This window comes from Nonlabens sp. SCSIO 43208 (assembly GCF_050703575.1).
Taxonomy (GTDB): Bacteria; Bacteroidota; Bacteroidia; order Flavobacteriales; family Flavobacteriaceae; genus Nonlabens; species Nonlabens tegetincola.
Genome location: NZ_CP065365.1, coordinates 2,207,568 through 2,222,352, shown reverse-complemented (window position 1 = coordinate 2,222,352; position 14,785 = coordinate 2,207,568). Strand labels below are relative to the sequence as shown.

Sequence of the window (14,785 nt, the reverse complement as noted above, 5' to 3'; positions counted from 1 at the left end):
TTCAATCGTTTGCAGTTAAACAATCTTAATAGCCTAGTGATTAAAAGGTGCTAGTTGTATTTTTAAAATAAAAAATGCAAGATAAAGCACCATTACTTAAGGAAACACCTACCGACCATCCAATTACCGAAATAATAGAAAATCGCTGGAGTCCACGAGTTTTTTCCGATGCTCCAGTAACTGCAACAGATTTATATAGTTTGTTTGAAGCTGGTCGTTGGGCTGCTAGCTGTAACAATTGGCAACCTTGGAATATTGTTTATGGAATCAAAGGAAGCGAGGCGTACGACAGAATTTTTGATTGCTTGGACGATTTTAACCAGCAATGGGCTCAAGACGCTCCAGCTCTCGCTTTAGCAGTAATGGATACAAAAAATCCAGATGGTAACAATAACTTTCATGCCCTTTATGATCTTGGACAATATGTAGCAACTATGGCTATTCAAGCTCAATCAATGGGAATAGCTATTCACCAGATGGCAGGATTTGATCACGAAAAAGCAAAATCTGAATTCCAATTCCCAGAACAGTATCATTTTACAACTGCAATTGCCATAGGACATTATGGTGGTGATCCTAGTAAGCTTCCTGATGATTTAGAAGAAATGGAGCATGGAAAACGCTCTCGAAAACCTCAAGAAGAATTTATTTTTAATGGGGATTATGTAAAAAGAGCTGATATCCAATAAATAAAGAAAACTCCCGAATTTAATACGGGAGTTTTTCTTTTTAAATCAAAGCCAGGCCTTGAGCTTTGGTTAAAATCAAATTCAAAAACTCATACGTATTACGCTAACGATTTCGTAATTTTGCACTACAAAAATTGAGAAATAGCGTCATGCAAGATCAAACACCATATACCCCAAAAAATAAAGTAAGAATTGTAACAGCTGCTAGTCTATTTGATGGACATGATGCCGCTATTAATATAATGCGCCGTATTATTCAATCAACCGGTTGTGAGGTAATTCATTTAGGTCATGATCGCAGTGTTGAAGAAGTGGTAAACACAGCAATTCAAGAGGATGCAAATGCCATCGCAATGACATCCTATCAAGGTGGTCACAATGAATACTTCAAATACATGTATGATCTACTCAAGGAAAAAGGAGCTGGTCATATTAAAATATTTGGTGGTGGCGGTGGAGTAATCTTGCCTAGCGAGATTCAGGAATTGATGGATTATGGAATTGAGCGCATTTACAGTCCAGACGATGGTCGTGAAATGGGACTACAAGGAATGATCAATGATCTAGTAAAACGATGCGATGTTCCTGTTCCCGCTTTCGCGAAAGCGAAATTAAACGGAGAATTATTGCAAAATGACGTGCCTACTATTGCGAGATTGATATCGCTGGCAGAAAATAGGCATGAAGATTTTGAAAAACACTTTGCAGAAGCAGATAAAACTGATAGTCAAGCACCTGTTTTAGGTATAACAGGAACAGGTGGAGCTGGTAAATCCTCATTAGTAGACGAGTTAATTCGTAGATTTTTAATCGATTTTCCAGAGAAAAATATAGGTATAATATCAGTTGACCCATCAAAGCGTAAAACTGGTGGAGCGCTGTTGGGTGATCGCATTCGCATGAATGCAATCAACAACGATCGTGTTTACATGCGTTCACTAGCAACGCGACAGTCTAATCTTGCACTGTCAAAACATGTGCAAGAAGCAGTAGATGTTCTTAAAGCTTCTAATTATGATTTAATCATTCTAGAAACTAGTGGAATCGGGCAAAGCGATACAGAAATATTAGAACACAGCGACGTGTCTTTATATGTGATGACTCCAGAATTTGGTGCGGCTACACAATTAGAGAAAATTGACATGTTAGACTTTGCCGATGTCGTTGCCATAAACAAATTTGACAAGCGAGGTGCTTTAGATGCTTTAAGAGATGTCAAAAAACAGTACCAGCGCAATCACAATTTATGGGAAACAGATCCTGAAACGCTACCAGTATTTGGTACTATTGCTAGTCAATTCAATGATCCTGGTATGAATGCCTTATATGAGGCATTAATGTTAGAAGTCACCAATAAAACAGGTGTAGATTTAAAACCACAAAGTGAATTAAACAAATCACAAAGCGAGAAGATATTTGTAATTCCACCAGCACGTACACGTTATTTAAGTGAAATCGCAGAAAATAATCGCTCGTACGACGCAACGGCCAAAGCTCAATCTGAAACTGCTCAAAAGCTATTTGGTGTTTTCAAAACTATTATTACAGTTCTCGATATAAAGAATGAGAATCAAACTGATTCTTTATTAGCCGAAAAGGGGTTAAACGAAGATGAGATTTTAAATCAAGCTAATTCTTCAGATAAAGAATTTATTGATTTATTAATCGCCCAATTCAATAAGACTCTTAAAGACCTGGATCCATACAACTGGGAAATTATTACGGGTTGGAGTGAAAAAGTTATCCGATATAAACAACCTGTTTATGAATTTCAGGTACGTGATAAGGTAATAAAAATTGATACGCACACAGAAAGTTTGTCGCACCAACAAATTCCAAAAGTTGCTTTACCTAAATACAGCGCTTGGGGTGATATTTTACTATGGTGTTTACAAGAAAACGTTCCTGGCGAATTTCCATATACCGCAGGATTGTATCCATTTAAAAGAACAGGAGAAGATCCTACACGTATGTTTGCTGGTGAAGGTGGACCAGAACGTACAAACCGTCGTTTCCACTATGTGAGTTTAGGCATGCCAGCCAAGCGATTGAGTACAGCTTTTGATAGTGTAACGCTTTATGGTAATGACCCAGGCCACAGACCAGATATTTACGGTAAAATTGGTAATGCAGGAGTAAGTATATGCTGTCTAGATGATGCTAAAAAACTGTATTCCGGATTCGATTTATCTCACGCAGCAACTTCGGTGTCGATGACTATTAATGGTCCAGCACCTATGTTATTAGGCTTTTTTATGAATGCTGCCATAGATCAAAATTGTGAGAAGTACATCAAAGAAAATGGTCTAGAAGATAGAGTAGAGGCTAAATTAAAAGAGCTTTATGATGATCTAGATCTAGAAAGACCACAGTACCATGGTGATTTACCGGAAGGTAACGATGGATTAGGTTTGATGCTTCTAGGAGTTACCGGTGATCAGATATTAGAACCAGAGGTGTATAACAAAATAAAAGTTGAAACACTGAATCAAGTACGTGGTACTGTACAAGCAGATATTCTAAAAGAAGATCAAGCTCAAAATACTTGTATTTTCTCTACCGAGTTTGCCCTTAGATTAATGGGTGATGTTCAAGAATATTTCATCGAAAAAGCAGTTCGTAATTTCTATAGTGTTTCTATTTCTGGTTATCACATTGCCGAGGCTGGTGCCAATCCAATTACACAGCTAGCATTTACACTAGCTAATGGATTTACATATGTTGAATACTACTTAAGCCGTGGTATGGACATTAATAAATTTGGGCCTAACCTAAGTTTCTTTTTTAGTAATGGTATCGATCCAGAATATTCCGTGATAGGTCGTGTAGCAAGGAAGATTTGGTCTAAGGCGTTAAAACACAAATACGGAGCAAATGCTCGTGCACAGATGTTGAAATACCACATCCAAACTAGTGGTCGCTCGTTACATGCACAAGAGATTGACTTCAACGATATAAGAACCACCTTACAAGCACTTTATGCAATTTACGATAACTGTAACTCGCTACACACAAATGCATATGACGAGGCGATAACCACTCCTACAGAAGAAAGTGTACGTCGTGCGATGGCAATCCAGTTAATCATTAATAAAGAGCTAGGTCTTGCTAAGAACGAGAACCCTATTCAAGGTTCATTTATCATTGAAGAATTGACCGATCTAGTAGAGCAAGCCGTTTTGACAGAATTTGATCGCATCACAGAGCGTGGTGGCGTGCTAGGCGCTATGGAAACCATGTACCAGCGTAGCAAGATTCAGGAAGAAAGTATGCACTATGAAATGTTAAAGCATACTGGTGAATTTCCAATAATCGGTGTAAACACTTTCTTGAGCAGTAAGGGAAGTCCTACGGTGTTGCCAGCAGAGGTTATCCGCGCGACAGAAGAGGAGAAACAAGCTCAAATTGCTACAAAGGATAATTTGCATACCGCTTTCGCGAAAGCGCAACAAGAACAGCTATCTGCCATACAAGAAGCTGCTGTTAAGAATGAAAACATCTTTAAACACTTAATGGAAGCTGCTAAAGTTTGTTCGCTTGGACAGATTACTGAAGCTCTATTTGAAGTAGGTGGACAGTATAGAAGGAATATGTAAGTGGTTACAAACTTGTATCTAATAAAAATGCGCCAGTTAAAAAGGCGCATTTTTTGTTTTTAGGGATTAACCAGATTAGGTAGTCGTAAAATATTGCTTTTGAGAAACCTACTAAAACTTAAAGAAAACTTAATGTTTTGATGTAGTTTTTTGCTTAAATACAGGTTTAATATATTTGAAAATAAGCCAGAATTACATTGAAAGTTTCCTTATTATTTTTAGTATTTATAAGTTCCTATTTATCGTTTGCTCAAAAACAAGTGCCAATGGACTCCACAGAAGTCACAAAACCTACCAATTGGGCATCATGGGGTAGAGCGAGTTTTATATTTAATCAAAGTGCCTTTAATGATGAATGGCAAGGTGGTGGAGTAACTAATATTTCAGGTGATGTAAGTCTTACATATGATATACAGTATAAAAAAGATAAACTGTCCTGGGATACGAGGGCGCTGTTAGAATTTGGACTTTCACAGGTTAAGGACCAACGTTTTTTACGCAAGACAACCGATAGATTTGAGGTTACAAGTATCGTGGGTAATCAAATAAATAAGAGTTTTTGGAATTATAGTACAATTTTCAATTTTAGAACACAACTTATCTCAGGGTATGAATTTTCAAATAAAGAAGAGGTCAATCCAGATGGCAGTGTGAGTACTATTCAAGATAGAACAGAAATTTCTGGTGGTTTTTCGCCATCGTATTTTCAACTAGGTCTAGGTATTTTGTGGAAAAAGTCCAAAACCCTTAATCTTAATGTAGCACCGGCTACAACAAGATTGATAACCGTATCATCCAGATTTACAGATGTTGACTTGAATGATCCTGCTGCGGTCGAAAGCTATGATCCTTTTTTTGGAGTTGAAGCCAATAAGACCGCGAGATGGGAAGTAGGTGCTTCTCTTCGTGGCTATTCAAAGCTCGAGGTAGCAAAAAATATTCATATGGAAAATGTTCTAAGCTTATACAGTGACTACTTGGACGAACCTGAGAATGTGGATATTGATTTTACTTTCAATCTTTTTCTGAAGGTTAACGATTATATAAGCGGTAATTTTGCCTTTCAAACGATTTACGACGATAACACCATTAAAGGTTTTCAAGTACGTCAGGTAATCGGATTAGGATTTAAATATGCTCTAGGTGAGAAACCTGAAAAACAAGCTTAGTTAGTTTTTTATTACTGTAAGCAAACTAGTACACTCTTTAGGTATTACGCTTTCGCGAAAGCGTAACTAAAACCAAACAACACGTATCAATTAGATTCATTTTTTCTTTAATAAAGTGTAAAGAAATTCAAATAATTATCTAATTAACAAAGTATTACCACCAATTTCTGTAAGCTTCGGTAACTTCAAAACATGAATTGGAGAAAATTATTTCAAGTACTCGGTATTGTTGCAGCTCTTTTATCATTAATGCCCTTAGTAGCGGCAGATTTTTGGTGGATAAGAATTTTTGATTTTCCTCATTTACTCCTTACCAGTTTTACCTTCATTGCCATAGTTCTATACTTTTTTGTTTTTAAGCCGAAATTCATAAACGACTATACCTATATCTTGATTTTATTAGCTTGTTTTGGTTTTCAATTGACCAAAATAATTCCCTATACATTTTTATATCCTACAGAATTATTAGAGACTCAGAAAGTATCCAATCAACAAGATGATATGTCGCTTTATGTTGTTAACGTACTACAGAAAAATAAGGATCAATCTGCAGTAATTAAGGATATTAAAAATGTAAATCCAGATATAGTGCTTGCACTTGAAACTGATCAAAAGTGGGCTAATAGTTTTAGAACTGAATTACAGAATAAATATCCTTTTGTGGTGGAACAACCACAAGATAATACCTATGGAATGTTACTTTATAGTAAATTACCGTTATCAGATACAAAGATTAATTTTTTAGTGGATAAAGAGATACCTTCAATTGAAACCAAGGCTACAACTTCACAAGGTGAAATCATCCAACTATATGCAGTGCACCCAACACCGCCCATGCCACAACACAATCCTATGTCTTCTGATAGGGACAAGGAACTCATGCTCGTGGCTTTAAAGGCTCATGAAAGTGAATTGCCAGTTGTGATTATGGGAGATTTTAATGATGTTATTTGGTCAGATGCTACACAGCTTACACAACGGATTGGTAAATTATTAGATCCTAAAAAGGGACGTGGTTTTTATAATTCATATCATGCAGAATATTTTCCATTAAGATGGCCACTGGACCATATTCTAGTAAGCAATGACTTTAGGTTTGTCGCTATGGAAACCAGACCTTATGTAGGAAGTGATCATTACCCATTATACTTAAAAGTCTCTCTAGAGTCTGAAATTAAAGAGGAACAGCCCGTTCAAATCATTGAGAAACAGGACTGGCAAAGATGCAAGGATCAAATGAGTAAAAATGGTATGAGCAGTTTTCTTGAGCTGCCTAATCAATTGAGAGATCTTATGAACTAGCTAACCACTATATTTTTATAGTAAAACGTTTCTATGATGTACATTTGTTGAACTAATCAAGACAAATGGAAACAATACCGTCACAACCAGAATACAGATCCAGGCGTAATCGTGAACCCTTTAAAAAGGAATCAGATGCCTATGGTATCAAAGATTCTTTAAAAGATGTTTTCAACAAATATGCAGTTTTTACAGGTAGATCTAGAAGATCGGAATATTGGTTTTTGGTATTGTTCAATGTACTCGTAGTATTTGGTTTGTATTTACTATTAATACCTTTTGCAGTCAATCAAAGTGAAGATGGTCTCATTTTAATTCTAATTTTGTGGTCATTATATATGTTGACCGTTTTTATTCCTTCGCTAGCTGTAACTGTAAGAAGATTACATGACACAGGCAGAAGTGGATGGAACTATTTTTTAAGTTTAATACCTTTTGTTGGTTCTATTATTTTGATTATTTACCTAGCGGAAGACTCTCAACCTGGTCACAACAATTGGGGCCCAAATCCTAAAGGTATAGGCAATAACATTTTTAATTTTAAATCTGAAAACAATCCATCTTATTCTCAACCTTCATATGAAGAAGATGCTTTTAAAGATTTTTAATGAACTTTAAGGATCTAGCTACTGAAGAAATCCTTTATATACAAACCAACAAATAATAATGAAAAAAGGTCTAGTACTATCTGGCGGTGGTCATAGAGGTGTCGCACACGCAGGAGCATTACAAGCAATGAAGGAATTTGAGCTGTTTCCAGATGAGGTTTCAGGTTCAAGTGCTGGTGCTATTGTAGGTGCAATGTATTGTGCAGGTTATGAACCAGAGGATATATTAAGTATGTTCAAAGAGATAAAACTATTTACGTTTTCAACATTTGCACGTAGCAAAGCTGGCTTTGTCAATAGCGATGTGTTTAGAAATTACCTAATTAAGTATTTTCCCGATAATTCTTTTGAAAAGCTAGAGCGTAAGTTGTTTGTAACAGCTACAAGCTTGATCACAGGACGTAAGAAAGTATTTAGTGACGGTGATTTAATTTCTTCTGTTCTAGCTAGTGCGGCGGTTCCAGGTGTTTTTACACCAGTTGAAATTGACAATGATCTATACACCGATGGAGGAATTATTGATAATTTTCCTTGTAAACCACTTGAGAATAGGGTAGATGAGATGTATGGAGTATATGTATGTCCCTTAAAGGAAATGAATAAAAACGATTTCAAAAGAACTATCGATGTGATTAATCGCGCCGTAAATTTAAAAATGCACGATAGGTCTTTAAAAAAGTTTAAATATTGCAAATGGGTGATAGCACCGCAAGAATTAGAGAGTTACCATTTATTTCAAGCCTCACAAGCCGATGCTATTTTTGAAATCGGATATCGTGAGGCTCTAAAAGTATTGAAGCTACAGTATTCTTAATTGATATTATAGGCTGTAAGTTCTTGATTTGATTCTATACGATCCGTACTAGGAATAGGTAGATTGACACCTAAACTACTAAAATCTTCAAGCTGGTATGTAAAAACAACATCCGATTTGATTAGACCAACATTTTCAACCCAATAGTTATCAATTACAATAACATCTTGTGCGTTCATTACTGGTACGGTAGTGGTAAATCCTGCTACTTGAACATCGCTAGTTATGGTAGCATTTACTATTAATTGACTGTATAATACATCGCTGTAGTTAGAACCATTTACTTGAAGACTAGTCACATCACTTTGCTGGACTGTTCTTGCTGTATAAACTATATTTAAATCATAACCTTGAACAGGTTGAGTTGTCATACCGGTTGTGGAGAAAAGCTCTTGATTTGCTCCTGCATTTTGATCATAAAGAGGCGCATTATTAATAGAAATATCAAAATCGTTCAATCCTTGAAAACTTAAATTTAAATTTCCAGATCCTAATAACCTACCTGATTCTTTGGTTAATGTACCACTAGTCAAAATAGTACTCATTAAACCATTAGCAGGATCTGGATTACTTTGTAATGAAAAGCTGGAACCCGTTTCATTTGAAATAGTTAATACATCTTGAGAAACTACTCCATCAGTAGTAACATCATAATTCCAAGAGCTATTCAAAGAGCTAGGGAAATAATCAAAATCGGTTCTAGGAGATTCATCATCGCTGGAACATGATGCAATAATGAATAATAAGGCTGTGGCTAGTAGATAGTTAAGTTTTGACATGTTATTGTGTTCTGTAAGTTATTGGTAAAGATACTTTTATTTTCATGGGTTCGTCATCCTGATTCATTGCTGGCTTTATGATATTTAGTAGAGCCACCATTCTTTCTGCTTCAAGAGTTAAATAAGGATTATAAGTGTTTCTTGTTATCGATTTAATACTGGAAACCTGTCCTTGATCGTTTATTTCATAATTAACGTAAATTCTGTTGAAATTACTTAGGGTAAATGTTTCACCGATACTAGTATCGTAATTGTTAACGACAATACCGTTTACTGTAGATTTAAAACAATCACGCAATAAATTATCAGTATTAGAAGTACCACATTCCTTCAATGTAGGAAATGATTTTATCATGAGGAAAGTTTCTAAAGAGTCCTTCTTTTCAGTTACCTGACTCATACTTTCTTTAATATCCATGAGTTTTCGTAAACTGGATGTTTTAGTTAGGTAAGAGTTGTCAGCGTCATATTCGTCTAGTTGGTTGTAGACATCAATTGCAGCGGTAAGGTCATCGTTAGCATGAAAATAAAATCCTTTTAAGTATAGAGCTTCTTCCACTTTATTAGAATCCTTACTTTTTGAAACGGTTTCATTTAAAATATTTAAGGCCTTTTGAGAATCACCTTCAGAAAATAAAGATCTTAAATCTTTTACTTCCTCTACTTGGTTAGATTCTTTTTTTTCTTCTTTAGTGGTTGTATTTTTTATTGATCCACAGGCAATTACAAAAAAAGCTACAACAGCCAAACTTATTATTGATTTGTTTTTCATACGGGCTAATCTACATATTTAAATAGTATATAAGCAAATAAAGTGCTTTTCAATCCAAATCTAATATTACAGACTCATTATATTTGCTTACATGGCAGGAAATACAATAGGTACCATATTTAAACTCACCACCTATGGAGAATCACACGGTGTGGCAATCGGTGGTGTTATTGACGGATGTCCTTCGGGAGTTGAAATCAATCTAGAAGCGATTCAATACGAATTAGACAGGCGTAAACCTGGTCAAAGTAAAATTGTTACTCAACGTAAAGAAAGTGACACTGTTCAATTTCACTCAGGTATTTTTGAAGGTAAAACTACAGGAACACCAATAGGCTTTCAAATTGTAAATGAAAATCAAAAGTCAAAAGATTATTCGCATATCAAAGACTCCTATAGACCTAGTCATGCCGACAAAGTTTATCAGGATAAATATGGTATAAGAGATTATCGCGGTGGTGGTCGCAGTAGCGCTCGTGAAACAGCTTGTAGAGTAGTTGCTGGAGCAATTGCAAAACAAGTACTAAGCGGTATTAAGGTAAATGCCTTCACTAGTAGTGTAGGAGATTTATTTATAAACAAAATGTATCAGGAGTTAGATTTTTCACAAATCGACTCAAATGATGTGCGTTGTCCAGATTCTTCTACTGCACAGGCCATGCAAGAAAAAATTATGCAAGTACGCAAATCTGGCGACACTATAGGCGGCACGATAACCTGTGTAATTCAAAATGTTCCAGCAGGATTGGGAGAACCCGTATTTGATAAGTTACATGCCGATTTGGGTAAGGCCATGCTTTCTATTAATGCTGTTAAAGGATTTGAATACGGTAGCGGTTTTTGTGGGGCCAAAATGAAAGGTAGTGAGCATAATGACCTTTACAATGAAGATGGCACAACCCAGACCAATTTGAGTGGTGGAATTCAAGGTGGAATTTCAAATGGAATGGACATTTATTTTAGAGTTGCCTTTAAACCAGTTGCCACCATTATGCAGGATCAAGAAACTATTGATCATGAAGGTAATAAAGTGATTATGAAAGGTAAAGGTAGACATGATCCTTGTGTAGTTCCTCGTGCAGTTCCCATTGTAGAATCTATGGCTGCAATAACTATTCTAGATCATCTACTTAGATCAAAAACAATAAAATTATAATAATTACGCTTTCGCGAAAGCGGTCCAACCTACCGAACTATTCGTGAGCAACAAACAATTTATATGAAGAAATTAGCTTTACACTGGCAGATATTAATTGGAATGGTAGTCGGAATCCTATTCGGTATAGGAATGGCTCAATGGAATGGAGGAAAAGATTTTGTAGGTGATTGGATAGCTCCATTTGGTAAAATATTTGTCAATTTATTAAAGTTAATTGCTGTACCCTTAATTCTAGCATCGCTTATTAAAGGTATATCCGATTTAAAGGATATCGCCAAATTTCGCAACATGGGATTGCGCACCATTCTTATTTATATAGGAACTACTGTAATTGCTATAACTATAGGATTGGGAATTGTTAATTTGGTAAAACCTGGATCAGGAGTTTCTGAAGAAACAATAGAAAAATTAAGTCGTACTTACGAGGGTAATGAGAATATTCAAGGAAAGCTAGCAACTGCTGCTGCTCAAAAAGATGCAGGTCCTTTACAAGCTCTTGTAGATATGGTACCAGATAATGCTGTGAGCGCAATGTCCAATAACAGTTTAATGTTACAAGTCATATTTTTCGCCATTTTTCTAGGCATAAGTATGTTATTAATAGGAGAGGAGAGATCGCAACCACTTAAGAACTTTTTTGACAGTTTAAACGATGTAGTATTGAAAATGGTTGATTTAATTATGCTCACTGCACCATTTGCAGTATTTGCTTTACTAGCAAATGTTGTTGTAAGTGCCGATGATCCTGAAATCTTATTGGCCTTATTATATTATGCACTTACTGTTATAGCAGGATTGTTCTTAATGATTGTAGTTTATTGTCTGATTTTTGCCCTTTATGTAAAAAAGTCACCGTTTTGGTTTCTTAATAAAATTGCACCAGCTCAATTACTTGCTTTTTCTACCAGTTCCAGTGCGGCAACTTTACCAGTTACCATGGAACGTGTTGAAGAACACATGGGTGTTGAAAAAGATGTTTCCAGTTTTGTATTACCGGTAGGAGCAACCATTAATATGGATGGGACAAGCTTATATCAAGCGGTGGCAGCGGTATTTGTTTGTCAAGCTCTCAATATTGAGATAGGTCTAGCTGGACAATTAACTATAATTTTAACTGCTTTATTAGCATCTATAGGAAGTGCAGCTGTTCCAGGAGCAGGAATGGTGATGCTTGTAATCGTATTAGAGTCTATTGACTTTCCATCAGAATTGTTACCAGTAGCACTAGCTTTAATATTTGCGGTAGATAGGCCACTTGATATGTTGCGAACCACAGTTAATGTTACTGGAGATGCTACAGTAGCATCGGTAGTGGCAAAGAGTCTGGGAAAATTTGGTGAGCCAGATGTTAAAAATTGGGATGATAACCTAGACGAAGTGACTTCTTAACATTGTGTTAATAAAAAGTTTAAGGTAGTTTATCGAAAAACTACAATGAATTAACATTAAAAACTTCAAAACCATGTAGCTTTATAATGCTAAAATATTGATTTTGAAGTTTTTCTATTTTATACTCATTTTGTGTTCTGTTCAACTCTCAGTTGGACAAGTAGGAATAGGAACTACCATACCTAATAGTGCTGCTGCGCTAGATATAAATGCAGAAATAAGTACAGGTGTATACGGTGGTTTAAAGTTACCTACTGTGACATTGGTCCAGCGTGCTGCTATAACCACACCGATTCCTGATGGAATGATGATTTATCTATCTGATGGATCTTTAAGGTGTTTACAAATTTATAGTCAACTGACCGGTTGGGACGATGTTTACTGTATGAATCAACCACCTGTAGCTGCTAACGTCGTGATATCATCTGAAAATCTTGTAGGTGAAACATTGTCAACCACCTACGATGAAACTAACAGCAGTTTCCAAACTGATAATGAAAATGATACACCAGGTTTACCGTTATATCAATGGTATACCAATACTACCAATTCTGGTGTAGGAACACCTATTGCAGGAGCAACTAATAATACTTATACCATCACAGCGGCAGATGCTGGTAACTATATCTATTTAGGAATTACGCCTACAACAACAACTGGAGCCAGTCCTGGAATCGAGGCAATTAGTTCATATAGTTCTCAAATTGAGTATGCGCCAACGATAGTTGAGTTTGATCCACAATTATCTACAATATCTGAAGGAGCCGTACCCGATGATATTAATTTAGTTTTTGAATATCCTTATACTTCAACTACAGCTGTTGATGTAACCATCTCAAGTGATGACTATTCTAGATTGCAAGAAACAGGACCTGTTACGATAACTATACCAGCCAATCAAACCTCGCCATACACGACAACCGTATTTAACGTTCAAGATAACTTGCTATTGGATGGAACCGCAAACCTAACTTTTACCATTACAAATGTTACTGGTGGATTAGGAACAAACTCAATAGGTACAGATGATACTGATCTTTGGGATGTTTACGATGATGATGGTGTACCCGTTTTATTGGGAATACAAGATTTTGAGACTACTCCAGCTTTACCTACATTAAATTACATCGATAATGCTACGGGTAGCTTACAAACGGGAGTAGGAACTGCGCCCAATACACCTACCTATATTGACTCTAGATCATATGGAGTTAATAATGATTATGCTGATATAGATTTTGGAAGTGTTGATGCTAGTGGTTTCTCCTCGGTAACAGCTACATTTAGATTGGCTAGCTTTAGTTTAATTTCGAACGGTAATGGTGCAGATGGAGGAGATTATATAGATGTATATGTTAGTACCGATGGTGGTTTAACTTACAGTTATGAATTAGAAATTTTAGGAAATAATAATCGACGGTATGATTTTTCGGCTACTGGATCTTACTCTCTAAATTATGATGGTGACAATATAAGCACCTCGGTAGTTACGCCAACTGGAGCTGGTGGTTATTCTACAGTTACGATTACAGGAATCCCAAATAGCGCTAATTTGGTTTTTTCAATCGTAATGTATAATGATAATGATAATGAGCTTTGGGTAATTGATAACGTAGAATTATATGGTAATCCGTAAATCTTTTTTATTCCTTATACTTACTTCCTTAGTATTAGGAAAAGTTTATTGTCAAGTCGGTATTAATACCAATTTACCTGATAGTGCGGTTGCTTTAGATATAAATGCTCAAACCAGTGTAAGTTTTGGCGGTATGCAAATACCTTTGGTCACACCTGCACAACAAGCTAGTATCAATACAACAGCTTCAAGCGATGGGACATTAGTTTACGTAAATTACACAACCCAACAGTGTTTAGAAATTTATGATGGAGTAACAAACTCATGGCAACAAATTCACTGTTCTACGGTTACTTCACAACTCATTATATCTGAATATATTGAAGGTGGTGGTAACAATAAATTTATTGAACTTTATAATGGTACTTCAAGTACTATTGATTTATCGACCATTAAATTAATTATTTTTAGGAACGGTGGTGATTTTCCCATTGGAGGTACCGATCGTGAAATCTTCATTACAGGAAGTATCGCTCCCGGAGACACTTTTGTAATTGCAAACATGCTGCAAACTGAAGTTTCAGCATCGGTGATAGATTATAATGTGCCTAATGCTGGTGACCCATTAGACTTTAATGGTGACGATCCTGTTTTGTTAACCGATTTATCAAATAATATTATCGACGTGGTGGGAATTCCAGGAACTGACCCTGGAAATGGTTATGCTGTAGATGGACAAGATACCTACCTAAACGGTATCAGGAGAATAGCATCAATTACAGATCCTAACGCCTCATGGAATACGTCAGAATGGACCGCACATCCTGAAAATGATTTTTCACATTTAGGCACACGATAATTTCTAGATTTCTATAAATAGAGTCTATTTTTCAGAAATCATTACAAGATTACTGTATATTTTAGTAGTTTGC

12 protein-coding genes are annotated in these 14,785 nt (G+C 35.9%); 10 read left to right on the top strand and 2 right to left on the bottom strand.

The window, feature by feature from the left end; all coding sequences use genetic code 11:
- Positions 1–74 precede the first annotated feature (74 nt).
- From I5168_RS10230 to I5168_RS10205, 6 genes are all read left to right on the top strand, one after another.
- Positions 75–689, top strand: a complete 615-nt coding sequence (locus I5168_RS10230; protein ID WP_105018985.1) for a nitroreductase family protein — start codon at positions 75–77, stop codon at positions 687–689.
- A gap of 149 nt (positions 690–838) precedes the next feature.
- Positions 839–4,285, top strand: a complete 3,447-nt coding sequence (locus I5168_RS10225) for a methylmalonyl-CoA mutase family protein (RefSeq protein ID WP_431471699.1) — start codon at positions 839–841, stop codon at positions 4,283–4,285.
- 266 nt (positions 4,286–4,551) lie between these two features.
- Entirely contained in the window at positions 4,552–5,454 is a 903-nt protein-coding gene (locus I5168_RS10220) for a DUF3078 domain-containing protein (RefSeq protein WP_105019272.1), read from the top strand.
- A 192-nt stretch (positions 5,455–5,646) separates the two neighbouring features.
- Complete coding sequence (locus I5168_RS10215; protein WP_431471698.1) at positions 5,647–6,756, top strand: endonuclease/exonuclease/phosphatase family protein; 1,110 nt, start codon at positions 5,647–5,649, stop codon at positions 6,754–6,756.
- 65 nt (positions 6,757–6,821) lie between these two features.
- On the top strand, positions 6,822–7,364 hold the full coding sequence (locus I5168_RS10210; RefSeq protein WP_431471697.1) for a DUF805 domain-containing protein: 543 nt from the start codon (positions 6,822–6,824) through the stop codon (positions 7,362–7,364).
- A gap of 58 nt (positions 7,365–7,422) precedes the next feature.
- Positions 7,423–8,178: a patatin-like phospholipase family protein gene (locus tag I5168_RS10205; RefSeq protein WP_431471696.1), complete on the top strand. Its 756-nt coding sequence runs from the start codon at positions 7,423–7,425 to the stop codon at positions 8,176–8,178.
- Here I5168_RS10205 and I5168_RS10200 read toward each other — a convergent pair.
- On the bottom strand, positions 8,175–8,957 hold the full coding sequence (locus I5168_RS10200) for a chorismate synthase (RefSeq protein WP_431471695.1): 783 nt from the start codon (positions 8,955–8,957) through the stop codon (positions 8,175–8,177). The two genes, I5168_RS10205 and I5168_RS10200, sit on opposite strands and share 4 nt — an antisense overlap.
- Before the next feature lies 1 nt (position 8,958).
- Entirely contained in the window at positions 8,959–9,729 is a 771-nt protein-coding gene (locus I5168_RS10195) for a tetratricopeptide repeat protein (RefSeq protein ID WP_105018990.1), read from the bottom strand.
- Between the two features lie 91 nt (positions 9,730–9,820).
- On the opposite strand from I5168_RS10195, the gene aroC reads away from it, so the two are divergent.
- The 4 genes from aroC (at position 9,821) to I5168_RS10175 (ending at position 14,712) form a co-directional block, all read left to right on the top strand.
- On the top strand, positions 9,821–10,885 hold the full coding sequence (aroC, locus tag I5168_RS10190) for a chorismate synthase (RefSeq protein WP_431471694.1): 1,065 nt from the start codon (positions 9,821–9,823) through the stop codon (positions 10,883–10,885).
- Between the two features lie 63 nt (positions 10,886–10,948).
- Positions 10,949–12,277: a dicarboxylate/amino acid:cation symporter gene (locus I5168_RS10185; RefSeq protein ID WP_431471693.1), complete on the top strand. Its 1,329-nt coding sequence runs from the start codon at positions 10,949–10,951 to the stop codon at positions 12,275–12,277.
- A 103-nt stretch (positions 12,278–12,380) separates the two neighbouring features.
- A complete protein-coding gene (locus I5168_RS10180) occupies positions 12,381–13,913 on the top strand; it encodes a hypothetical protein (protein ID WP_431471692.1) in 1,533 nt (510 codons plus the stop codon).
- A complete protein-coding gene (locus I5168_RS10175) occupies positions 13,900–14,712 on the top strand; it encodes a lamin tail domain-containing protein (RefSeq protein WP_431471691.1) in 813 nt (270 codons plus the stop codon). The genes I5168_RS10180 and I5168_RS10175 overlap by 14 nt, the downstream gene beginning before the upstream one ends.
- The last annotated feature ends 73 nt before the right edge of the window (positions 14,713–14,785 follow it).